The sequence below is a fragment of the Neorhizobium sp. T7_12 genome, assembly GCF_002968535.1.
In the GTDB taxonomy this organism is placed as follows: Bacteria; Pseudomonadota; Alphaproteobacteria; order Rhizobiales; family Rhizobiaceae; genus Neorhizobium; species Neorhizobium tomejilense.
The window spans coordinates 69100-93124 of sequence record NZ_PVBK01000020.1; the positions used below are offsets into that span (position 1 = coordinate 69100).

Consider the following 24025-nt stretch of genomic DNA (forward strand, 5'->3'; position numbering starts at 1 on the left):
GAGAAAACATGCCCCTTCTCAAGACCATTGTACCGACCAGCACGGAAGCTCCGCGTGAATCCAAGCCGGCGCCGGAACGCCTCATATCCGGCGACCCCTCATTCAAGACATGGGCCCAGGATGTAGCGAGAGGCGAAATGATTCACACTGGTGTCTGGGAGGCCACACCCGGCCTCACGCACTCTATTAAGGGTGAGACCTTCGAGTTTTGCCACATCCTTCAGGGGGTCGTTGAAAAAACCCCAGATCAGGGGCAGCCGGTTACCTACAGAGCGGGAGACAGTTTCGTGATGAAACCAGGATTCGTCGGCACCCGGCGCACTGTGGAGACCGTTCGGAAGATCTACGCGACGGTCACGTAACAGGCCATGGCCCTGCGGCCGGTCCTTCGCGAAAAAATTGCCGGTGCTGCAGCGAAAAGATGCGGCCTCTGCGCCGCGGCACTGGCCGCCGCCCGCACCGGAAACAGGCGGCAGAACTCTGTCAAATTATCGTCCGATCTTCCAAGGGTGTGAAGATAATGTTGCGCGCCTCCTACGAAGACAACCAATTGGCTACTCCGGCATACGCTCAAACATCACACGTCTCTCCTGGGGCAGGCTGACGGTGCACTGAAACCACCTAGGTAATTGGAGCGTCTGACACCTCTTCGGTCGCTCCCGCCTCTATCCGCACGGTTACTTCCGAATCACGGAAGAGAGAGCAAACGCGGTCAGGGTATCGCGCACGCCTGGCATTTCGGCTATCGACTGCCAAATCTGCCTTATTCGGTCAGCCTCGGAAGACTCGACTCTGACGAGAAGGTCGAAATCACCAGTCATCACGTCGCAGGCTACGACTTCGGGGATTTTTCTCAGTGCCTGAATAACCTCTCCACCCCTCATGCGATCGTGCCGGTAGACGAAGATCAGTGCTGTCGTGACCTGTTGACTGCTCCCTCCATCACCAGTGATGATGGTGTATCCTTTGATAAAACCTTCTCGCTCAAGTCGCTCAATCCGGGCTCGCACGGCGTTGCGCGAAAGATTTACCTTCGCCGACAACTCCGCGTGCGAAGTTCGACCGTTTGTCTTCAATTCGACAAGTATCTGTTCATCCACTTTATCAAGAAGGTATTTCATGAATTGTGACCGGTGATCAGCGTAGGAAATCGGGCGTTACCGACAGATAAGCTAACACGGCAATTTCAGGCAAGAAGGCTGTTTTTTTCCGGCTTGCGAAGTGCTTCGCCGTCGAGGCCATTATGAAACCTGGAAGTGCCTCCTGTTCCGCGTCGGTCAGTGGCCGAACTTCTTTGTAACCCCGCAACAGGGCGTACGCCCTCTCCTTGTTCAGTTCTCCGTTGGGTTCCCCGGTCCAGCCGACAAGTACATCCGCAATCTCAGATACAAGTACACCATCGTGACGCAGCCTGAAGTTAATTACACCGCTTACTTGGTCCCCGATAAAAAAGACATTCTGTTGGGCCAAGGCACCATGGACCGCTCCAGTTGGAAGATCCGCTGAGGTGCGTTTTACATTTCGCTCCAAGCCAGTATGAATTCGAGCCATCACATGCCCTAAGCTTTGGCATTTCGCCGGGCCTGCAATGGTGGGTGAGGAACCGGGCACGAAGCTGACGACGGCGACCAATCGGCCTGCAGCCCGACATGTGGCGTGGCCTTCGACGGTACGCAACGGCTTTGGGCAGGGAATGCCCTTTCGATAGAGCTCCTCCATGGTCTCGAAAGCTCTTTCCAAATCTAAAGGTTGCGCCCCGTTCTCGAAAAGCGTGACGATGAATTCGCCTTCTTTGGCGCGGAACAGGTATGTCGTCTCGGTGTCGCCGTCTGCGATCCCAATCACCGAGAAAAGCGAGGTGAGGCCATAGGCTGCAGTGATCGACTGACGATCTTCGTCAGAAAGCTCGGTAAAAACGGCCATTTCCGACCCCTTATTCGGTTGACGACCTCAGCGACATATTCTTGAACTGCGCCCCGTTTATCGAAGAGCTCTTCGACTTGGCGGGGCAGATACCTTCCGCTGCACAAATCGGCGTTCGCGAGCCCGGCCGCTTTCGATGGGCTCAATTCCCATTGCAGTTCTCTAGTCCAAAATTCTAGCGTGACGCATTGCATCAGTGATTGCTTCTTGAACAGGTGGACTCACGCCGACGAGTGGAAGGCGCAGGTCGCCCCTGATTTTTCCAAGCCGGTTCAAAGCGTATTTCGCACCGGCAGGACTGGCCTCGAGGAACAGTGCGTGGTGAAGCGGCATCAATTGGTCTTGCAGAGCCAGCGCAGTGGTGTAATCGCGATTAAGGCATGCCCGTTGAAACAACGCGCAAAGCCGGGGAGCTACATTTGCAGTCACCGAGATGCAGCCGTGACCGCCATGAGCCATGTAACCCAGCGCCGTGCCGTCTTCGCCGGTCAGGAGATTGAACTGCTTGCCGCAGGCAATCCGCTCAAGTGAGGGGCGCAGGAGATTGCCTGTCGCATCCTTAACGCCCTTGACGTTCGGGCAATCGTTGAAAATACGGGCAAGCGTTTCGACCTGGATATCGATCACACTCCGACCTGGGATATTGTAGATAAGTATTGGGATTGAAGCTTCGGCATCGATGGCCTTGAAGTGCTGATAAATGCCCTCCTGCGTGGGCTTGTTGTAGTACGGGGCGACGATCAACAAACCATCCGCGCCAACCTCCTGCGCGTGCCGCACGTAGCTGATTGCTTCCTCGGTGTTGTTGGAGCCTGCACCGGCAATAACAGGAACACGACCCTTCGCAGTCTCGATGGCGACTTCAACGACGCGTTTGTGCTCGCCATGGCTGAGGGTTGGGCTTTCACCTGTGGTTCCGCAAGGGACAAACCCTGACGTGCCCTCTGTGATCTGCCATTCGATGAGGCTGCGAAATGCAGCGTCATCGACTTTTCCATCGGCAAACGGAGTGACTAGCGCGGTGATAGATCCTGTGAACATTTTAGCTTCCGAATGTGAAAATGGGCTAATCGGCCACGGTGCCGGTCAACGCGGCAGCATGGTGATGCAGACGACCTTCGGCTGGGTCATGTCTTCGTAGGCAAAACGGACGCCTTCGCGTCCCATGCTGCCATATTTGAACCCGCCAAAGGGCATCGCGTCGAACCGGTAGTCGGACGATTGATTGATCATGACACCTCCGGCATCGATCCGTTTGGCGGCGTCAAGCGCCGCGGCGAGATCGTTGGTAAAGATACCAGCCTGAAGGCTGTATTCCGGACTGTTTGCCAGCTGTATCGCCTCATCCAAGTGATCGAACGGCTGCAGGATGACGACCGGCGCAAAGACCTCTTCATTTAATACGTCGCAGGTCGCCGGCACGTTTTCCAGCACGGTCGGAGGATAAAGGGTGCCGGAGGGCTTGTGGCCGCAAAGCAGCGTCGCGCCGGCAACAATCGCGCGGTCGACCATGGCAGCCGCGCGGTTTACCGCCTTTTCGGAGATCATTGGGCCAATGTCAGTGTCACCTTCCATCGGGTTACCTGTCTTTAACTTGAGGGTCTGAGCCACAAACTCCGTCTTGAACCGTTCATAGATCGGGCGCTGGACCAAAATCCGCTGGGTACCAATGCAGTTCTGGCCCGCCGCCCAGAAAGCACCTGACACGCAATCCTCGACAGCGGCGTCGATTTGGCAGTTTTCCATCACGATAACTGGTGCATTGCCACCGAGATCCATCGCGAGCTTCTTGATGCCGGCAGATTTTGCGATGGCCTCGCCGCTTGCAAAACCGCCTGTGAAGGAAATCATTCGAACCTCCTTGGCTGAAACGAGCGCCTTGCCCACGTCCGCGCCGCCGACGGCGACCGAAATCACCTCATCCGGCAGGCCGCTTTCGACCAACACGTCCACCAGCTTGATCGCCGAAAGAGGCGTAAGCTCCGAGGGCTTCAGGAGTACAGCATTGCCGCCGGCAATCGCGGGGCCGAGCTTATGCGCCACGAGGTTAAGCGGGTCATTGTAAGGCGTGATCGCCGTGATGATGCCGAGTGGCTCTCGAGTGTACCAGCCTTGACGGGATTCGGATCCCGCATAGGCATCAAACGGAATGACTTCGCCGGCGTTCCGTTTGGCTTCTTCCGCAGAGAGCTTCAAGGTGTTGACACACCGAGTCGTCTCCTTTCGCGCCTGGGTTTTTGTCTTGCCGGCTTCCCGCACGATCAGGAGCGCGAATTCCTCTTGACGGGCTTCCACGGTCGCTGCAGCCTTTTCTAAAATTGCGGAACGCCGGTAACGAGGGAGCGACCGGGCGATCTGCGCCCCACGTTTGGCGCTCTCCAGCAGCAGGTATACCGCGTTTGCAGTGGTCTCGGACACCGTTCCTACGAAGCTGCCGTCGAAGGGATCGCTGACGATGATCTCGTCTGAAGAGGTCTTCTTATTCACGGCAGCGCTCGGCATCACGCAGCCTCCTTCGCGAGGTTGCCCGATTGGGCGCGGTGGATGGCAACAATGTCCGATAGCAAGGCATAGGCGGTCTCAATCCGGCCAGCACCCGGGCCGGTGACCGTGACAGACCCGAGCAGCTCGGTGTTAAGAGATACCGCATTGGTGGCGCCGTTCACGCCGGCGAGCGGATGCTCGAGCGGAAGCTGCCTGGGAGAAACGCTGCCCGTTACCGTCCCGTCAGCATTGCGAACGGCAGATCCGATCAGCTTCCAACGGCTATTCGCCGTTGCCGCTGCCTCGATGTCGAAACGTGAAATGCCTGATATTCCCTGGCAGGAGACTTTCTCCGGCTGGAGATTTGCCCCCAGCAGCTCGTTCGCGAGGATCGCAACCTTGAGGCGAACGTCGAAACCCTCTACGTCGGCTGTCGGATCGGCTTCAGCATATCCGAGCGCCTGGGCTTCTGCGACAGCGCTGGCGAAATCGAGACCGCTCTCCATGCGGCCGAGGACAAAGTTCGAGGTGCCGTTCAGGATCCCCTCGAACCCTTTGATTTCCGCGCCCGCAAAGCAATTTTTTGCCATCCGGATGACCGGTGTGCCGCTCATGACGGAGCCCTCATACTCGAAATGAGCGCGGTTTGCTTTAGCAAGAGCCTTCAGCTCCTGGGCGGCGAGTGCGACTGGCCCTTTGTTCGTGGTGACCACATGCTTGCCGGACTTGAGCGCCCAGCGGCAGTGCGAAACAGCCGGCTCGCCATCCTTCGGGTTTGTGAAGGTTGCTTCCACGACGATGTCCGCCGGCGCGGTATTAATGACCGTCGCGTTGTCCGCTTCCGCGCTGCCGCCAGAGAGACCGCCAAAGCCGCCCTTTGCGAAATTCGCTTCAACGAGCGTCTTAGCGTCGAGGCCGTTTGGTGAAATCACGGAGCCGAGATAGAGGTCGCTGACAGCAACAATATTCAGGCGGAAACCGAGATCCCGCTCCCACAGCGAGTTTTTCGTCGCGATGAGCTCAGCCAGCGCGCGATTGACGCCACCAAATCCAATGAGAGCGATGTTGTACGTTTCCATATGGTTTCCTCCGATGAAGCGATTTACGCGCACATTATCAGAGGCGGATCACTCAGTCGGAACAGAGCAAACAGACTAATCTGCAGCTCACAATGCTCAGTCCACTGCCGTCTTGCCCTTTGACTGCCGGCCAGGGTAATTAGTCTTTGCTGCATATGGCATTAGTGGAAACTTGAACGGCTCCGCCGACTATTCCAGGGACGCACTTGTAAATGCCAGCCGATCGTGAACCAAATATGATTCATTCGCCTTTCGTCACGTTCAATTGTCCCATTCGTCCTGCAATTTGCCGCCGCTTTTTACCCGCGGTTCGCGCTGTCACCGCATTTGGGCCCGACGGGTTTTCACGATTTGGGACGGCGAACTCGGGCTTCCCGGGGTCATCAGAAACCCAAAACTGCACAAAATGTTCACGACCAAATTGATCTATATTGACACCAATACCAAAACCAATCCTATATTGATCGCATTATGAACCCGATTGGTAGCGAATGGTGCTGAACGTGAAAACAAATGAGACACATGAGATTTCCCGCGCCGCGCCTTCCCAGGCGGCTTTTGCAGTAGTCGGCGTCCCCACCCAGCTGTTCATCGATGGCGAATGGATCTCCGCAAAAGGGGGCCGGACCTTCGACGTCATTGATCCCTCGACCGAAGAGGTTCTCGCCTCAGTCGCTGATGGCGACGTCCCGGAAGCAATTGCCGCTGTTGACGCGGCAGAAAAGGCCGCGGCGGGCTGGAAGGCAATTCCGCCGCGGCGGCGCTCGGACATTCTCATGAAGTGTTTCCACCTGATGCATGATCAGGCAGAACGGCTGGCGCGAATGATCACGGTTGAGAATGGCAAGTCGCTTCCGGACGCGAGATCGGAAGTCACCTATGCGGCTGAGTTTTTCCGCTGGTATGCGGAAGAGGCCGTCAGGGCGCCCGGTGAACTCGGGCCTGCGCCGGCAGGTGGAAACCGGATCATGGTGACCCACGAGCCGATCGGTATTGCCATACTGGTGACGCCGTGGAATTTTCCGGCAGCAATGGCGACCCGCAAGATCGCTCCAGCACTGGCCGCAGGCTGTACATGCATCCTCAAGCCCGCAGCGGAGACCCCACTGACTGCGCTGGCAATTGGCGAGATCATGCAGCAGGCAGGCGTTCCGGCCGGTGTAGTCAACATTGTGACAACAAGGAGGTCGGGCCCCGTCGTCAGCGCGATGCTGCACGACAAGCGGGTGCGCAAGCTCTCGTTCACGGGCTCGACAAATGTCGGTCGAATATTGCTGCACGAAGCCGCAGATCAGGTCATCAGCTGCTCAATGGAGTTGGGTGGTAACGCGCCCTTCATCGTATTCGACGACGCCGATCTTGAGACGGCTGTCGCCGGTGCAATGATTGCCAAGATGCGCAACGGCGGCGAAGCCTGTACCGCCGCAAATCGATTTTACGTGCAGAAGGGAATTCTGGCAGATTTTACACGGCGGTTTGCCGAAGAGATGGCGACGCTCAAAGTCGGGCCGGGACTGGAACCTGCCAACCAGCTCGGGCCAATGATCACCCGGGCTGCGGTCGCCAAAATAGATGACCTGGTGACCGACGCCGTTGCCAAGGGAGCTCGTATCGTGAGCGGTGGTACCAAACTCAGCGGCCCTGGTTTTTATTATCCGCCGACCGTGTTGGCCGACGTCTCTCCCGATGCTGAGATACTTCGCGAAGAGATCTTTGGGCCAGTTGCGCCGATCATTGCGTTCGAAACCGAAGACGATGTTGTGCGGATGGCGAACGACACCGAATATGGATTGGTGTCCTATGTCTTCACCCGGGACCTCAAGCGCGCTCTTGCGGTCGCTGGCCGCCTGGAAAGCGGCATGGTCGGGATCAACCGCGGTGTCGTCTCCGACGCTGCCGCGCCGTTTGGCGGCGTGAAACAGAGCGGCCTCGGACGCGAAGGTAGTCATCACGGTATGCTGGAATATCTCGAAGCAAAGTACATCGCCGCGACGTGGTAGGTCCCGGCGATCAAGGCAGGTCGTCGCGGCTCGATGTATCGTGGCGAAGTCGATCGGAAGTCGTCATCCAACGATGACTCGCATGGCTCCAACCAGAAAGAGAGAGCAATGTCTTTACTCAAAACCATTGACCCGGATCCATCGTTTGAGCCAAAACATCGAACCGCCGAGCCGGATCGCCTCATCGCGGGCAGCCCCGCTTTCAAGACCTGGTTGCAGGACACAGCGAAGGAGGGCAGAGTCAATACCGGCGTCTTCGAGGCGACGCCCGGAGAAACGCACTCCATCAAGGGCGAAACCTTCGAGTTTTGCTATCTCCTTCATGGTGTGATCGAATTGACCGAGACGGGTAAGGAGCCAATCATTTATCGTGCGGGCGACAGCTTCGTGATGAAGCCCGGTTACGTCGGGGTTTGGAAAACAATCGAAACAGTGCGAAAAATCTTCGTCACAGTCACCTGATCAAAGGAGCGGGTGAAGCCTTTTGCAGGTGGATTGTCGCCCTATTCAATGGTGGGAACAGATCGATCTGGCAGTCAGAGCTCTCGATCGGCTGATCCGGAAGAGGATGGGCGGCCAGCTGCCCATCACCTTTTCAATCCCGCTCGTGCTTGCAGCCGAAATCATTCTAATAGCGGCTGGTACGTTGGTATCGTCTGGATACAGCGCGAACCTTCGAGACTCCACCCCGGCATTGGAAACGCGAGCCGTCGATGTTTCCAACGGGAACTAGAGATCAATGAAATGGATCAACCCATGCAAACCGAAGCGTACACTCTTGCGCCTTTCGAGGCTCACCATCTGGATGGTGCCTTGGCGCTTTCGCGTGCAGCGGGTTGGCCGCACCGAAGAGAAGACTGGGAAATGATATGGTCCCTGAGCGAGGGACATGTTGCCCTCGTAGGTGATCTAGTGGTGGGTACAGCTCTCATGACTCCCTTCGGCGACACATGCTCGACCATCAATATGATCATTGTCGACGAAAACCAGCGCGGGCGAGGGCTGGGTAGACAGTTGACCACCGCAGCAATGGAACTTGCTGGGGAACGCGAATGCCGTTTGACGGCCACAAATGATGGCTTGCCCCTATACGAGAAGCTGGGGTTCGTTGCGACGCATCAAATCGCCCCCCATCAGGGTGTCGTTGCTCGGATTGATGCCCCTGAAAATATTGAAGCGGTCGGGCCGGAAGCCATCCCGGCAATCAAAGCGCTTGATCGGGCAGCTTACGGCGCCGACCGCGACGCCCTGTACAACATCCTGGCGAAGGAGGGTACGTTCGCCGCCATCCGGAACGAGGAGGGTATCGTTGCCTTCGCGGCCACGCGGCTGTTCGGGATGGGTGAAGTCATCGGTCCGGTAGTTGCAGCGAATCTTAACCAGGCGAGGGATTTGATCTCCTTTATACTCTCCGGCAAGGAAGGACGCTTCGTGCGAATTGACATTCCCGAACAGAGCGGCCTGTCGTCGGTGCTCCAAGACTGGGGACTCCCCCGCGAGGGTGGGGTCGTTGCAATGGTTCGGGGTGCAAAGCGTCTGTCCAGCATATCGCCAAGTCGGACTTTCTGCCTGGCGAGCCAGGCGATTGGCTGACCGTGGGTTAACCGTCGGTCGTTATACCTGGTGCGAAACCAGTGCATTTTTGCGAGGCCCGCAAGACGCCCGACGTCGAATCGTAACCTCAAGTTGTCAGGTTGTGAATCGGCCGTTTCTCCGCCTTGGGAAGCTGATATTCCCCTGATTGTTCCCTAAGCAACCAAATAGCTCCTTGGAAGCGCGGGGGGCCTGGTTGTGGCTCCCAGTTTCGACCCATCCTGCAAGGATGACCGCCGACACATCCTCGACCCGGCGGACCGTGCTCGGGTAGAGGGCATCCAAACGTCGGAAGTGTTCGGGACACTGGAGTAGATGCTGATTGCTGCCACTCCTACGAGACGTTAAGAGTGTTTTCCAGTAGGTGCTCTGTGCCCAGATTCCCGCCGGCTCGGCACGATCAGAGCCCTCCCACCTCGACTCTGGAACCGTCAAAGAACCGGGACAGGCGGAAGGGCGTGGGATCAACGCAAGGCTTATCGTTGGCAATCAGGTCAGCGGCTAGGCGACCGATGCCCGGGCCAATACCGAAGCCATGGCCGGAACCACCAGCGGCCAAATAGAGACCTTTCACATGGTCAGACGGCGAGATGACCGGAACCGCGTCTGGCGTGCAATCGACGTAGGCGCCCCAACTGTCGGCGACTTCGATCCCCGCCAGTGCAGGAAACTGCTCCGTCACACCTTTCAAAATAGCTGCGACCGTCCGGCGGCTCGGCGTCGGGTCGAGAACGCGGATCCGCTCGAAAGGCGAAAGCGTATCATTGTTCCAGTTCGCAAAGGCCTCCGGGCCACGGAACATGGATTTGCCGACGCCGAGTTGGACTGCTTTCAGTCGTTTCAGAAACATCGGCATGAACCAGCGCGCGTAGCGCAGGCCTTGCGGCGTGAGATCCAGGGTCGCCCTGCCGCTGATGGCGAGCGTGTAGCTGCCATCCAACCTGCGCGTCAACGAGCACTCCGGAGTATAGATCGCCTCGCCTAGATTGGCTGTCGGCCGCGTACGAACTGCGGTCTGACGAACGCTTGCCTGAGGGAATTCAACGCCATACCGTCGGCAGAACAAGGATGTCCACGCACCGCCAGCGTTCAGAACGGCCTGCGACCTGATAAGCCCTTTTTCAGTGATCACTCCAGCGACTGCACCATTGACGATATCAAGGCCCCGTGCCGCACATTCCTGGTGGACAGTCGCGCCAAATTTGCGTGCGCCGTTGGCGATCGTCGGCGCGGCAATGGCCGGTTCACCTTTGCCATCGTCGACTGAGTGGACCCCTCCGAGCCACCGGCGGCCGTCCGCCGGAATTCTGTCATGCGCTTCTCGTGGGCTTAGCATCTTCGTGTTGACGTTGAATTGCCGGGCGATATCCAGCCATTGTTCCCATTCCGCCAGCTGCTTTGGGTCATCTGTCGCGTAAAACAGACCGCATTGGCGGAAGCCGACGTCTTCGCCGATTTTGGCTGACAGCTGGTCCCATAACTGCATGGAAATGCCCGAGAGCGGCAGTTCGCGCTCATCGCGATTCTGCCGACGGCACCAGCCCCAGTTTCGGCTCGATTGTTCGCCACCGACATAGCCCTTTTCCACCAACGCAACGGACAGCCCCCGCTCTGCGAGACAAAATGCCGCCGACGCGCCGATAATGCCGCCGCCGATGACGACGACGTCCGCCTTCGCGGGAAGCTCTTCGTCGCTTTGTATGCGTTTGAGGAGTGGTGACATGGAGTCTGACCTGCGTTGTTAGTCGGAATTGTTTTTGGGTAATAGCGTTTCGGCGAGCTCGGCGATCGCATCGACTTCGACGAGATAGCTGTAGTGAAGTTCGGGCACCGGAACGACCGAGCGAGCCGGACAGACGTCCCCAGCCGTGCTACCTAAACCTGGTCGAGGCGAGGCCAATTGGTTGCGCCGGCGATATAGGCGGTCACCCCGACGAGATCAGCCGCGGTTCCGGTCTTCAGATGGCCGAAGCGACACGCCTCAGGCCGTCGGGCCGGCTTTTGAGCCGCGTTAATTGCCCGCCAAACCGGTCCGCGTCCAAAACCAGAAGATGCGTCTCCAGCATCTCGATCCTGGTCCGGCCGCCAAACGGCGTCGGGCGCATCCATCGTCGCTGGATACATGCGCCCGATCTCCCATTCGGATTTCATCTTATCGCCAAACCATACCGGCGAAAATTAATGCTCTGCGAAGGCTCCATTCAGGTGCGAATTAATGATGCTGGTGTAAATAGCCTTGGTTGGCGTTAATTCGCTCAAGGACGGCAATCTCGGTCTCGATCTCGAACTGGAGATTGGAACTACCGGAGAAAGCCCCGTTAAACGCGGCCGTTCCGATGGTAAACCCTGCTGCACCAGATCGTACCACGGCAGCCATTCTTTCGCGGCTGTCGATCGAACCGGCAACAACCACTGGCTTTTCAACGGCCTCGCACACCCGGGTCATAAGCGCCTCGACATCGCCGTCGAAGCGATAAGCGAGCAGATCGAGGCCGCTGACGCCGTCGATTGCCGACAATTGACGAGCACTTTCTACGATCGTATCGATCGTTCCTTCGAGCTTGCTTGGATGACCCTCAATCTTGCCAGGGAACGGATAGTAGCGGATGTTCCTGCTGGCGATAAGCGGCAGAACGACATTCGGTCGGGTTCCACCCATCAAGACGTCAACGCCGAGGTCGAGCGCGGCCTGCGCAGATTGTCGCTCGCTCTCCTCGTCGAGGCTGACGACTTCGAGGTAGAGCGTGGCACCTGCTGCCCTGATTGCTGAAGCAAGGCCCACAAGTTCATCGAATGGCAAGCCAATATCCTTGAACCCCACATGTGTGATGCCCGCGGCAAGCACATCCTTAACGCGCTCAGCCGCGTCGGCAACGGTCCTGTCCTGATTGGTCAACATGAATATGAATGAGGGAGAAGTCCGAGACATCGAAAGCGCTCCTAGATTGCGTTGAGTAGCAGTGCCTGATCGAAGGCGTAGCGAAGAGAGGAATGGTCGGCCTTACCTTGGCCCGCGATGTCGAATGCGGTGCCGTGATCAACGCTGGTACGGATGAAGGGCAAACCGATAGTGACGTTGACGCCGTTGTCGATGCCGAGATACTTGACCGGAATGAGACCCTGGTCGTGATATTGCGCAACGACGATATCGAACTCGCCTTTGCGTGCCCGCATGAAAACCGTGTCTCCGGGCCACGGACCGGATGCATCTATGCCAAGCTCCCGAGCTCGGCTGATCGCCGGCGCAATAATGTCGAGATCTTCGCGTCCGAACATGCCGTTTTCACCGGCATGGGGATTGAGGCCGGCGACGGCAACGCGGGGCGAAGCTGCACCATAGGCCTTGCCTGCCCAGTGCGCGAATTCGATCGTTCTGAGCACAGAATCCTGTGTCACCAGCTCGATGGCATCGCGTAACGAGACGTGGATCGTAACCAAGATGACACGCAGTTCGTCGTTTGCCAGCATCATCGCAAACTTGTCGGTCCCGGACCGTTCTGCGAGAATTTCAGTATGGCCGGGATAGCTGAGCCCGCCCTTCTTCATTGCTTCCTTGTTGATCGGCGCGGTAACGATTGCCCCAATATTGCCCGCCAGTGCTTCGTCCACCGCTCTCACGACATAGTCGTAGCTGGCTCGGCCAGCGCGCCCGTCGACTTGACCGATGGGTAGATCGTCGGGCAGATCGGAGACGTTGAGAACGGCTATGAATTTGCCGTCTAGGATAGCGTCACTGACGGACTCAACGCGCTGCACCTGAAGAGGCAGATCGAGCGCCCGGACAGCGCGTTCCATTACCCTGGCGTCACCAATCACCACCGCCCGCTCCGGCAGTCCGTCCGCGAAAACGCCCGCGACAATTTCCGGGCCAATCCCGCAGGGATCGCCCATAGTTATTCCAATTGGTTTCTTCATTTCTTATCTCCAAGCCATAGGCCGCGAAGCACTTCGGCTGATTTCAGCAGAAGATTCGGTGAGCCGAAGCCACCCGCTTTCGTGATGATGCCAATCGGATTCGAACCGGTTACGCGTCCGATCGGAACTCCGGGCTCGATCTCGCCTAGAAGCTCCAGCGAACCGACTTCAAGTTCCCTTAAAATGGATTCGGCGGTGTCTCCGCCGGTCAGAAGAATTCCTGTCACGGGATGACGCTCGATGATCGCGCGTGCTGCCTTGCCAAGAGCGATCGCGATCGCTCGGGGATCAGCGGACGTGTCGCCCTCAGATGTTGTCAGAAGGATGTCTCCACTGGACGCAGATCGGTCTTGTTGCCCAACAGCGTTTTGGGCCGCCAGAAGGGGAGAGCGCGACGCCTCCGCAGCGTCGATTGTGATTTGCCTGACATTGCCGGCATTTATGAGCTTTGAGCATTGCTCGCGGCTCCGTGGGTTGACGCTGCCGACGACGAAGAGGTTTACCGATGCCGCGAGGGAAGATGGTGCGGTGTCATCGGCCAGAGCCACAGAGATCGCCAAGGCGCTCGCTAGTCCCGGAGAGCCGCACCAGAGGATGGATTTTGGATCCGCGGCCGATCTCACCAGCAGGACCAGATCATCCTGCATCACCGCATCGGCAATCACCAATGTCCGGCCGTCCGCGACAAAATCACCTGGCTTCAATGTCCGAACCTCCGCAAGCCTGAGATAACGGACTTCCGTGTCTGGGATACCTGGAAACAGAGCGCGAAGATCCGAGTCCTTCACGGGATGAAGGGGATCCCTTGCAAATTCGGTTTCTTCCAACGGCACGCCGTGGAGAAGCTGACGCCCTTTTTCGGTGGTCCGCCCACCATCGGGAAAGGCCGGAGCAAGAACCGCCAGCGACCGACCGGAAGCCGCGAGTGCGGACGTTATCTCAGCTTCAAGGTGGCCGCGAATGGTAGAATCCACGGTATTGTAGAGGACATCGGCCGACGCCAGGCTCTTTGCCGCCCATGCCGCCCGTTCGGCAGCGTCCTCCAAGGATGCTGTGCGGCTTTTCTTGTTCACTGAGATGATTGCGACGTCTTCCGGTGGCGTTTGCCGATGATCGGCGAACACAATACATCTGTGCCCCATGCTCACGAATGGCGCAGCGCCATCGGTTGCACTAGTCAGATCATCGGCTAAAATTCCTACCTTCATGATCGCTACCCGTCAGGTTTCTGTCGAACAACGATGATATTAGCGCTATTACTTCTGACGAAAAAACGACGATTTCGAACAGACATCCGTTCCTCAGAGTTACAGATATGGCCGCACGACTACCTTCTCTGTCCACCCTCAGGGCCTTTGAAGCCGCAGCACGTCATCTAAACTTCAGCCGCGCAGGCGATGAAATGTGTGTTACGCACAGTGCCATCAGTCGGCAGATCCGCTCGCTTGAGGAAGATCTGGGAGTAGCTTTGTTCGAACGACGAAACAGGGCCGTTTTCCTCACCGAGGCGGGACGACGCCTGCTGGCCACGATGAGTGATGTGTTCCGCAACATTGGCGATTGTTGCAATGAGCTCAGAGTGGGGATTTCGGCACCACTGGTGGTCTCGTGCGAACCGACGTTCACCCAACGCTGGCTTATCCCTCGATTGCCGCATTTCAATGCGCTTCATCCAGATGTCGAGGTCCATCTGTTGGCTGCGGGCGGTCCGGTGAATTTCGACAGGAGCCATGTCGATTTAGCGCTACGGAGGAACGATTTCTCCTGGGCGCCGGAGATCTTTGTGGAAACGGTGGTCGAAGAACGCGTTGGACCCGTGTGCGCACCCCACCTGTTGGTCACCGGCAGCACGGATATCCTCTCGTTGCCACGCATTCATTCGGCCACCCGTCGTGATGCCTGGCCGCGGTATATCGCTGACGATCAGATTCCAGATGCCAATCCCGTCGCCAGCCAAGTGTTCGAACATTTCTATTTAAGCATCGAGGCGGCAATCGCCGGGCTAGGCGCCGCGATTGGTCCAGAGCCGTTGGTGGCCGACGCTTTGAAAAGCGGACAACTGGTCGCCCCGCGGGGGTTCTCCAGCAACGGGTATAGATATATCCTGTTAAGTCGCCTTCCCATTGAAGACGACGCTCGGAAACGAAACTTCCTCTCCTGGCTCCGAAGGCAGTTCAACACCTGACGGGCAGACGTACGTTAGGCTCTTCACCTCGCGTGTTCTTCTTTGCAGCGGTTATTCACCGCTTGCCGTTTGCCGGCGTCTCCAGCCAGTGAACCGAATATCGGGGAGGCGGTGGAGAATTCGTGCCATAGGCGCGCCAGGTTTGTTTCTGCGCCCCCATTGCGCCCAGCGTGGGCGTTTGGCCAATCTCATGTCAAATCCGGGAATTCCATTTGACCAGGCGCCTGCCACGATTCCAAACACCGCTTGGCCACTGGCAGGCCAGAATTAGATCGAAACTTTTCTTACTCGCTACCTGGAGGCTGATGCCGGATAAATTCATCCACCACACTGACGAGATGGCTGGGATCGCGGCCGAGACGGTCGCAATGCGGCGATAGCCGGCTTTCAATACCAAATCGCCCAATCGGATCTTATAAGTTGGGACCGAGTATATTGGTCCTGGCTTCTATGATGTGATCGTACATGTTTCGCTCAGCCTCTCTGCTATCGCGATCTTTGATCGCGTCGAGAATTGCCTGATGGCTGGTGATATAGGCCTTCATGCGCTCTGCGGTCAGTGATTGTTCTTTCATTTTGCCCCAGAGGTTTCCCGCGCGCACTGCGTGGATCCCTTCATAGAGGGAAGCAAGAAGACCGTTCCGCGCGGCTTCGACGATAATGCGATGAAAAACCGCGTCCCATTTCTCGAACTCGCTTAGCGATTCCGAGGAGTTGCCTCGGCCGATCGATTTCTGCATTTCTTCGATTTCTTGCCTCGTCGCCCTTAACGCAGCCAACGCGGCGATTTTTGGTTCTATAATCAGCCGAGCCTCGAAAACTTCAGCCGGATAGGTACGCAATGCGTCTCCTTCATTGCTCAACGGGCGACGAAGGGCGCTTGAGCGCATGCCACTCCCGGCGATAAAGGTTCCTCTGCCGACATGCCTGATAAGGCGTCCTTCCTTCTCCAAAGCACCAAGCATCCGTCTAAGGGCGGTGCGTGGCAGCCCGAGTTTCAGCGCCAAGTCTCGTTCAGGAGGCAGTCGATCCCCCGGCTCCAGACCTTCCGCCTCAATGAAGTCTTTCAGCATCACGCTCATGCGCCCTCCAATATTTATTTTCGAAACCAATTTGATCTATATTGACACCAATAGCAAGACCAATGCTTATATTAATCACGGTTCAGGGCCAGATTGGTAGCGAACGGCGGCCGTAGTCCAAGGGGTACAAGCTATGCAGTGCCCCCAAGAAGGATAATCAGAGGCAGCATGCCTAGAGCCGCGACACACATCGCAAATGAAATGCTGCGTTGAAAAGGAGATGCATCGATGGTCGCTAAAATAGAAGCTGTTAACGCAGGCGACGCGGCAGTTTCAGTGCGCGGCCTGACGGTCGACCTCCCGAAAGGCATGGAGCGAGCCCACGCCGTCGAAAACATCTCCTTTGATCTCAAGCGGGGTCAGATCCTGTGCATTATCGGCGAGTCTGGTTCGGGCAAGTCGGTAACGGCGAACACGATTATGGGTCTCCTGCCGAAGATAATTCGGTGTTCGTCGGGGTCCATTCATCTTGACGGAACCGCCATCGTCGACGCGTCGCCGCAAAAGCTGCGGGATATGCGCGGCCGGGTCGTATCGATGATTTTTCAGGATCCCCTGTCGGCGCTCAACCCTCTGATGACGGTGGGCGAACAGATTACGGAAGCCATGACTGCACACGGTGTTGGCACAAAGGCGTCGCGGCGCAGCCGGGCCATCGAATTGCTGACTGAAGTGGGTCTGCCCGATCCGGAACTCATGTATTTCCAATACCCTTTCCGGCTTTCAGGTGGCCAACGCCAGCGCGTGATGATCGCGATGGCCCTGGCGCTCGAACCGAGCGTCCTGATCGCCGACGAGCCGACCACCGCACTCGACGTCACGACCCAGGCGCAAATTCTCGAGCTGATCCGGGACATTCAACGCCGCAAAGGCATGAGCGTGATGTTCATCACCCATGATTTCGGCGTTGTGGCAGAGATCGCCGACAGTGTCGTGGTCATGGAGAAGGGGCGTATTGTCGAACAAGGCACCGCCGAGCAGGTCCTGAATTCACCCGCCCACCCCTATACCAAGCGCCTGATAGCCGCCGTCCCGCGCCTGACCGGCGAGGATCGTGTCCCCCAGGAGACCGCCAGCAAGGGGTCTATCTTGAAGGTTGAGGGATTGTCCAAGACATATCGAAGCGGCAGCGTGCTGTTCGGCGGCCAGCGTGTCGTGAATGCGGTGAACGATGTTTCCTTCGACTTGGCGCATGGGCACACTCTGGGCGTCGTCGGAGAGAGCGGTTCTGGCAAATCGTCGCTAGGAAGGCTTCTGATCAAGCTTCAGGACAGCGATGGTGGTCGCATCCTGTTTGAGGGCCACGACATCGCCAAGCTTTCGGAATCGGAGTTCCGTCCGCTGCGGCCTCGAATCCAAATGATCTTTCAGGATCCTTTCGCGTCGCTGAACCCGCGGTCCACCATCGGACAAATCCTGACTGTAGGACCCGTAGCGCACGGGATGTCCTACTCCCAGGCGCGTGAGGAAGCACGAGCGTTGCTGTCACATGTGGGCCTCGATGCAGGCGCCTACGGGCGCTACCCGCACGAATTCTCCGGCGGCCAACGTCAACGCATCGGGATCGCTCGGGCCTTGATGTTCAAACCAAAACTTTTGGTTGCTGATGAGGCAGTCTCTGCTCTCGATGTGTCGATCCAAGCTCAGATTCTCGAGCTGCTGGATCAGATCCAACGAGAGACCGGCGTATCGATGATCTTCATCACCCATGATCTGCGCGTCGCCAGCCAGATCTGCGACGAGATCGCAGTGATGCAGAAGGGGCGGATTGTCGAACACGGTCCGCCGTCTCAAATCTTCCTGAATCCGCAATCGGCCTACACGCGTGAGCTGGTGGCGGCCATTCCAGGAGAGCGGCCGAGAAACACTCGGATGAATGCTGCGAACTATTGAGAGCTACGGCGCCTAGCGTCACTCGGGAGGAGAAATCATGACTAAAGATCTAACGACCAAATCCACCTATTCACGACGTGACGCGCTGCGCCTGATGGCAGCGGGCAGCGTCGCGAGCTTTGTCGCACCCAACCTGCTCGGCAAACCTGCTTATGCGCAAACCCCTCCAACAACTCCGTCGGGCCGCGTGGTCGTCGGGCTTTCCCAGGAACCCACCGTCTTCAATCCGCTGATGGCACATATCGAGGTCGATGATGCCGTGCATTTCTCGGTCTTTGATGCGCTTTTTCGAATCGACCCAAAGGGCGTTCTTCAGCCCAATCTAGCAGCTGAGGTGCCAAGCCAGAAGAATGGTGGGATCTCGCAGGACGGCCTCCAGTGGCGCATTCGTCTGCGTGACGACGTCCGCTGGCACGATGGCAAGCCGTTCACGGCCGACGATGTGAAGTTTACTCTCGAACTCATCACCAACCCGAAATTCCGCGCGTGGCGCACGGGTGGGCATTCTCTGGTCCGCGATATCAAGGTGGTCTCGCCGACTGAGATCACCTGGCGGATGGAGAGCGTCTTCGCTCCATACATGTCGTTTCTTGCCGAAACCTTCATTGTGCCCAAGCATATCTTGGAAAAAGAGGCAGACCCTAACGCGGCCGCCTTCAATCAGGCACCTGTCGGCACTGGTGCATTCAAGTGGGCGCGGCGCATCGCAGGCGATCATATCGAACTCGTTGCCAACACCGAATATTTCGGGGAAGGCCCATATGTCGAGCGGGTCGTCTTTAAATATATCCCTGACATGACGGTACTCTACACCCAATTCAAGAGTGGCGATATCGACCTTACGGACCAAGCATACATTTCCGCTGATCACTACCAGGAAGCCAGCAAACTGCCGCGTCGTGTCGTGAAGCTGCAGCCTGGGGCATCGGTCGAGTCGATCTATCTCAATCTTGAGAAGCCACAATTCAAGGATCCGGCGGTGCGCCGTGCGCTTTATGCCGCGATCGATAGAAAGGCTATCATCGACGCAATCTACTACGGCGTCGGGACCGTCACCGAGACCTTCATGCCGCAGCAATCCTACTACTACAATCCCGATCTGCCGGCGCAAGAATTCAACCTCAACCTCGCGCGCAAACTCCTCGATGAAGCCGGATGGCTGCCGGGGCCGGATGGAGTTCGGGGGAAGAATGGAGTGAGACTTGCCTTCGCCAACTCAACGACTTCCGGCAATAATCTTCGGGAACAGGTGCAACAATTCCTGCAGCAAACCTTCGCTGAGATCGGCGTCGAGATGACCATATCGAATTTGCCAGCGGCAGTCATGTTTGGCGAATTCTGGCTTAAGTCACAGTTTGACTCGGCCATCTCCGGAGTAGCCCATCTCATTGCAGCGGATCCGGACGCAACGAACCGCCTGCATTCAAGCGCAATCGTTGCGAAGGGCGGAAAGGGGTCCAACGTCGGCCAGTACTCCAATCCCGAAGTCGACGCGCTGCTCAAAAAGGGTGCCCAAACCTTTGATCCGGAGGCACGGCGCGCGATCTATCTTCGCGTGCAGGAAATCGTGCGGCAGGACCTGCCGTTTCTGCCGCTGTTTTCCGCTACCTATGTGATCGGGCGCAAGGAAGGGCTAGAGGGCTCCGAGTCTAACGCCAACACTCGAACAGCTTCCTGGCATGCTGCAGGATGGCATTGGAAGCGATGACCTTCGCTGCCGCCGTCGCGGATTGCGACGGCGGCAATCTATTGACGTTGTCATGAGGAGACCTAAATGCGCGGCTTCCTGATTAACCGGCTCTGCCAGAGCCTTGTCCTTCTCCTGATCGTTTCGGTCATCGGCTTCGTCGTCCTGAACCTGATCCCAGGTGGCCCGTTGGCGCAATTTGGACTCGATCCCAGCATGACCCAGGATGACCTCAACCGACTGAAAGAACAGCTGGGGCTCAACCGTCCACTGTGGATGCAATATCTAGACTGGGCCTGGCGCCTTGTGCAGGGTGACTGGGGCCATTCCTTCCGCGACGGTGCGTCGGTTCTGGACGTGATTGGACGGCACCTTTTTGCAACGCTGTTGCTAATGGGGTCTTCCACGATCATCGCGATCGCCATTGGTACCTGGATCGGTATTCGCGGTGCTACGCACCGGTATTCTGTCTTTGACTACCTCGCTACGGTCGGCGCAATGGTGGCGCTGTCGATCCCGACCTTCTGGTTCGGGCTGGTTGGGATTTACGTGTTTTCGCTCCAGTTGGGCTGGCTGCCGGCCGGGAACATGTACACAATTGGGGATGGCTCGGCCTTAAATTACATGCACCACCTGATTTTGCCGAGCATAGTGCTGGCCTTGGTCCATGTCGCCATCTGGAGTCGATACATGCGATCCGCAACGCTTGACGTTATCAGCCAGGAATTCGTCAAGACAGCACGCGCGAAGGGACTGAGCGAGCGCCGGATCTTGATGAAGCATGTCGTTGGCAACGCGTTGCTGCCGATGATCACATTGGCTGGAATGCAGCTCCCCAGCGTCCTAACGGGCGCCTTGGTCACCGAGACTGTGTTCACCTGGCCGGGAATGGGTCGACTGTTCCTGGATAGTCTAGGCTATAGCGACTACCCGGTTGTCATGGGCTTGCTGATGTTCTCCGCAATCCTTGTCGTTCTTTGCAATCTTATCACCGACATAGTCGTCGCAATCATCGATCCCCGCATCCGCCTGAGCTAGGCGCACCACAAGATGCACAAAAGGAGTCAACCACTATGACCGCGATCGCTGCGAAATCGGGCCAGGACCGCTGGTGGAACAGCCGAACCACACACCGCTTTTTGGGCCATCATCTGGCTCTGCTCGGAATGGTGATGATCGTCTGTTTGACGCTGGCTTGCGTTTTAGGTCCCCACCTGCTGCCGTACGATTCGCTCTATATCGATCTACGTGCCCGATTTTCGCCGCCGCTGACCGGCTACCACTATCTAGGCACCGATCCGCTGGGCCGGGATGTGGCCGCGCGGCTCTTCATGGCGGGACGAACCTCCCTACTGGTTGGCTTTTCGGCAATGCTCTTGTCGACGCTCATCGGAACGTTTGTGGGCGTCATCGCAGGATACCGTGGCGGCTGGATCGGCACGATTCTAATGCGGACAGTGGATGGTTTTCTATCCTTCCCTTCGATCTTTCTGGTGCTTGCCCTCGCCGCAGCACTGAAGCCCGGCCCGATCATGATTACCGTCGTTATCGCAGCCTCCAGTTGGATGGAGGTCGCCCGGATTGTCGAGGCTGAGGTCCGGTCGCTCCGCGAGCGCGAATTCGTTCAAGCCGGGCGCATGCTGGGGCTGAGCGGCACGCATATAATGTTCCGAGAAATCTTGCCGAATGCCATCGGTCCGATCATCGTCGCTGCCACTCTGACCGTTGCCCGGGCGATCCTCATGGAGGCCTATATCAGCTTCCTCGGTTATGGAATCCAGCCGCCGCTGCCCAGCTGGGGCAACATGCTGAATGGCGCGCAGCAGTATCTAAACAGTGCGCCGTGGCTGGCCATCATTCCTGGTGCCGCCATCACCATTGCGGTCACCAGCTTTAACTTTATCGGCGACGGACTGCGTGATGCGTTCGATGTTCGAGCTGATCACAGCTGAGGAAACGAGCACCCGGAACGCCAACGGACGAAGCTCCTGAGGTGATGAAACATGTTTCGAGGTGATCGCCATAGGCGAGGCGCCGGAAACGTCACGTGCTTTCGATGAACAACGATTGTGAATCCCAACGCTCCCATAGGAGATAACGGCGTTCACGCATGTCCTTAAGGAATAAAATTATGCCCGCCGAGGTCCAAAAAGTCAGTGACAGCGCCTCTTTTCCGACCGAGGTGGACGTCGCGGTCATCGGCGCAGGAATTATTGGTACCTGCACGGCCTATGAACTCTCGCGCAGAGGGGTGTCCGTTGCTCTGCTCGAAAAAGGCATCGTTGGCGGCGAACAGTCGAGCCGCAATTGGGGCTGGGTTCGTCAACAGAACCGCGACATCCATGAACTAGCCCTTGCTATGTACAGTTTGCGGCGCTGGGAAGAGTTGGGCCCCGAGATCGGCCGCGATCTCGGTTTTCGTCGAAGTGGGATACTTTATTGCACTAAGAACCAGGCGGATGTCGCCCGCTGGGAAAAATGGGGCCAGACCGCGCGCCTTCAAGGATTTCATAGCCAGATACTCAGTGCTTCCGAGACCAACGAACGGGCCTCAGGCGGCACGTCCTCCTGGGTCGGTGGAGTCTGGTCTCCGTCTGACGGGAGAGCGGAGCCCAGTCTTGCTGTGCCGGCCATTGCCGAGGCAGCAAAGGAAAACGGCGTATCGCTCCATCAAAACTGTGCCGTTCGGGGCCTCGACGTTGCAAACGGCCGCGTTACAGGAGTGTGGACTGAACGGGGTCTTGTGAAAGCCAGCACAGTGGTTTGTGCCGGAGGTGCATGGGCCTCCCGCTTTTCTCATCGACTTGGAATAGAGCTTCCGGTCGCGAACATCGCCGGGACAGCGATCAAAACAACCCCGGCGCCCGAGGTTGTTCAAGCAGGATGCCTATCGGGTTCAAACTTCGTGATGCGGCGGCGGATTGACGGTTCCTATACGATCGCTGTACCCGGACATGGCACGCTCGACGTCACACCGCGTGGAATGCGATACGCGCTCAAATTCTACCAGATGTATCGCAGCAAGATCGGCAAGAAGCTCAAGTACCGCCTTAACAGCAGCTTCTGGAATGGCCCCGACGCCATTGGCAACTGGGAGAATGACGAGATTTCGCCGTTCGAAAAGAACCGCATTCTGGACCCCGCGCCCGATGGGGAGCTCGTCAAGCTGGCCGTGAAGAACCTTGAAACGGAATACCCGGCGCTGAAGGGGATCGGGGTCGAGCGCGCTTGGGGAGGTCTGATCGATACCTCTCCCGATCTCATTCCGGTGATTTCGGAAGTGGAGGGACTGTCCGGCTACGTGATTGCCGCGGGCTTTAGTGGCCATGGTTTCGCAATCGGCCCAGGGGCTGGCCGGCTGGTGAGTGAGATCGTGCTGAACGATAGGCCGATGACTGACCTCTCACCCTACAGATTAAGCCGTTTCACAGATGGCTCCTCGATCAAACGTCCGGAAATGATGTAGGCGGCAATCCGTGACCGCAGGCCGAGGATTCGTTTCACTGGTGTGGGTAGTTGAAACTATAACCAGACGACGGCTCGCGTTAGGACATCTGCCGACAGTGGCTCGAGGGTCGTCGTTGAACGGCGAAACGATGCCCACGAACAAAAGAATAGGGAGGCTGAGCTGTGGCCATCGAACGATACATCGTGCCCCGAACCATCCGGACTCGCGCCTTTATCAACAAGGATAAATACGAAAAGTGGTACGAGGAGAGCGTTGAGGACCCGGACAAGTTCTGGGGCAAACATGGAAGGCGCATCGACTGGTTCAAGCCCTATACGAAAGTCAAGAACACCTCCTTCAAGGGCAAGGTCTCGATCAAGTGGTTCGAGGACGGCCTGACCAACGTTTCCTACAACTGCATCGACCGTCACCTGAAGACCCATGGAGAGCGCACGGCGCTGATCTGGGAAGGCGACAACCCCTATATCGACAAGAAGATCACCTATAACCAGCTTTACGATCAGGTCTGCCGGCTGGCCAACGTCTTGAAGAAACACGGCGTCAAGAAGGGCGACCGCGTCACCATCTACATGCCGATGATCCCTGAAGCGGCCTATGCGATGCTCGCCTGCGCCCGTATCGGCGCGGTGCATTCGGTCGTGTTCGGCGGGTTCTCGCCGGAAGCGCTGGCCGGCCGAATCATCGACTGCCAGTCCACCTTCGTGATCACCTGCGA

At 57.5% G+C, this 24025-nt stretch carries 21 protein-coding genes; 11 read left to right on the forward strand and 10 right to left on the reverse strand.

Translation table 11 applies throughout. The features are described from left to right. Positions 1 to 8 precede the first annotated feature (8 nt). Positions 9 to 362 carry a cupin domain-containing protein gene (locus tag C5J26_RS27630; protein WP_105404678.1) on the forward strand — a complete coding sequence of 118 codons (354 nt, stop codon included), beginning with the start codon at positions 9 to 11 and terminating at the stop codon, positions 360 to 362. A 315-nt stretch (positions 363 to 677) separates the two neighbouring features. Here C5J26_RS27630 and C5J26_RS27635 read toward each other — a convergent pair whose 3' ends face one another. From C5J26_RS27635 to C5J26_RS27655, 5 genes are all read right to left on the reverse strand, one after another. Then, positions 678 to 1121, reverse strand: coding sequence for an Lrp/AsnC family transcriptional regulator (locus C5J26_RS27635; RefSeq protein ID WP_105404679.1), 444 nt, complete (start codon positions 1119 to 1121; stop codon positions 678 to 680). Between the two features lie 16 nt (positions 1122 to 1137). After that, positions 1138 to 1923: a phosphotransferase gene (locus C5J26_RS27640; protein WP_105404680.1), complete on the reverse strand. Its 786-nt coding sequence runs from the start codon at positions 1921 to 1923 to the stop codon at positions 1138 to 1140. Between the two features lie 162 nt (positions 1924 to 2085). Next, positions 2086 to 2964 (reverse strand): 4-hydroxy-tetrahydrodipicolinate synthase, encoded by an 879-nt coding sequence (gene dapA, locus C5J26_RS27645; RefSeq protein ID WP_105404681.1) that lies wholly within the window; start codon positions 2962 to 2964, stop codon positions 2086 to 2088. A gap of 45 nt (positions 2965 to 3009) precedes the next feature. Next, positions 3010 to 4425 (reverse strand): aldehyde dehydrogenase family protein, encoded by a 1416-nt coding sequence (locus C5J26_RS27650; RefSeq protein ID WP_105404682.1) that lies wholly within the window; start codon positions 4423 to 4425, stop codon positions 3010 to 3012. Beyond that, positions 4425 to 5486, reverse strand: a complete 1062-nt coding sequence (locus C5J26_RS27655) for a homoserine dehydrogenase (RefSeq protein ID WP_105404683.1) — start codon at positions 5484 to 5486, stop codon at positions 4425 to 4427. The genes C5J26_RS27650 and C5J26_RS27655 overlap by 1 nt, the downstream gene beginning before the upstream one ends. A gap of 491 nt (positions 5487 to 5977) precedes the next feature. Here C5J26_RS27655 and C5J26_RS27660 point away from each other — a divergent pair, with 491 nt between their 5' ends. The 3 genes from C5J26_RS27660 (at position 5978) to C5J26_RS27675 (ending at position 9079) form a co-directional block, all read left to right on the forward strand. After that, entirely contained in the window at positions 5978 to 7486 is a 1509-nt protein-coding gene (locus C5J26_RS27660) for an NAD-dependent succinate-semialdehyde dehydrogenase (protein ID WP_105404684.1), read from the forward strand. 108 nt (positions 7487 to 7594) lie between these two features. Then, entirely contained in the window at positions 7595 to 7948 is a 354-nt protein-coding gene (locus C5J26_RS27665; RefSeq protein WP_105404685.1) for a cupin domain-containing protein, read from the forward strand. A 294-nt stretch (positions 7949 to 8242) separates the two neighbouring features. Next, positions 8243 to 9079: a GNAT family N-acetyltransferase gene (locus tag C5J26_RS27675; protein ID WP_172723942.1), complete on the forward strand. Its 837-nt coding sequence runs from the start codon at positions 8243 to 8245 to the stop codon at positions 9077 to 9079. A gap of 400 nt (positions 9080 to 9479) precedes the next feature. On the opposite strand, the gene C5J26_RS27680 is transcribed toward C5J26_RS27675, so the two are convergent. From C5J26_RS27680 to C5J26_RS27700, 4 genes are all read right to left on the reverse strand, one after another. Continuing rightward, the gene (locus C5J26_RS27680; protein WP_105404688.1) at positions 9480 to 10802 is read right to left on the reverse strand and encodes an FAD-binding oxidoreductase; all 1323 of its coding nucleotides are present in this window, start codon (positions 10800 to 10802) and stop codon (positions 9480 to 9482) included. Positions 10803 to 11291: 489 nt separating this feature from the next. Further along, positions 11292 to 12008, reverse strand: a complete 717-nt coding sequence (locus tag C5J26_RS27690; RefSeq protein WP_105404689.1) for a 4-hydroxythreonine-4-phosphate dehydrogenase — start codon at positions 12006 to 12008, stop codon at positions 11292 to 11294. 11 nt (positions 12009 to 12019) lie between these two features. Beyond that, positions 12020 to 12994, reverse strand: coding sequence for a 4-hydroxythreonine-4-phosphate dehydrogenase PdxA (gene pdxA / locus C5J26_RS27695; RefSeq protein WP_105404690.1), 975 nt, complete (start codon positions 12992 to 12994; stop codon positions 12020 to 12022). Beyond that, positions 12991 to 14202 (reverse strand): four-carbon acid sugar kinase family protein, encoded by a 1212-nt coding sequence (locus C5J26_RS27700; RefSeq protein ID WP_105404691.1) that lies wholly within the window; start codon positions 14200 to 14202, stop codon positions 12991 to 12993. Before C5J26_RS27700 ends, pdxA begins: the two co-directional genes overlap by 4 nt. Positions 14203 to 14309: 107 nt before the next feature. Between C5J26_RS27700 and C5J26_RS27705 the strand changes: the two genes are divergently transcribed. Next, positions 14310 to 15179, forward strand: a complete 870-nt coding sequence (locus C5J26_RS27705) for a LysR family transcriptional regulator (RefSeq protein WP_105404692.1) — start codon at positions 14310 to 14312, stop codon at positions 15177 to 15179. Between the two features lie 413 nt (positions 15180 to 15592). On the opposite strand, the gene C5J26_RS27710 is transcribed toward C5J26_RS27705, so the two are convergent. Then, positions 15593 to 16261, reverse strand: coding sequence for a FadR/GntR family transcriptional regulator (locus C5J26_RS27710; RefSeq protein ID WP_105404693.1), 669 nt, complete (start codon positions 16259 to 16261; stop codon positions 15593 to 15595). 228 nt (positions 16262 to 16489) lie between these two features. Here C5J26_RS27710 and C5J26_RS27715 point away from each other — a divergent pair, with 228 nt between their 5' ends. The 6 genes from C5J26_RS27715 to C5J26_RS27740 form a co-directional block, all read left to right on the forward strand. Continuing rightward, entirely contained in the window at positions 16490 to 18154 is a 1665-nt protein-coding gene (locus C5J26_RS27715) for an ABC transporter ATP-binding protein (protein ID WP_105404694.1), read from the forward strand. 37 nt (positions 18155 to 18191) lie between these two features. Further along, positions 18192 to 19862, forward strand: coding sequence for a peptide ABC transporter substrate-binding protein (locus C5J26_RS27720; protein WP_105404695.1), 1671 nt, complete (start codon positions 18192 to 18194; stop codon positions 19860 to 19862). Between the two features lie 66 nt (positions 19863 to 19928). Then, positions 19929 to 20879 (forward strand): ABC transporter permease, encoded by a 951-nt coding sequence (locus tag C5J26_RS27725; RefSeq protein WP_105404696.1) that lies wholly within the window; start codon positions 19929 to 19931, stop codon positions 20877 to 20879. A 35-nt stretch (positions 20880 to 20914) separates the two neighbouring features. Further along, on the forward strand, positions 20915 to 21793 hold the full coding sequence (locus C5J26_RS27730) for an ABC transporter permease (protein WP_105404697.1): 879 nt from the start codon (positions 20915 to 20917) through the stop codon (positions 21791 to 21793). A 179-nt stretch (positions 21794 to 21972) separates the two neighbouring features. After that, positions 21973 to 23307 carry an FAD-binding oxidoreductase gene (locus C5J26_RS27735; RefSeq protein ID WP_105404703.1) on the forward strand — a complete coding sequence of 445 codons (1335 nt, stop codon included), beginning with the start codon at positions 21973 to 21975 and terminating at the stop codon, positions 23305 to 23307. Positions 23308 to 23477: 170 nt separating this feature from the next. Then, a partial coding sequence (locus C5J26_RS27740; protein WP_371681958.1) for an AMP-binding protein occupies positions 23478 to 24025 on the forward strand: 548 nt, incomplete at its 3' end.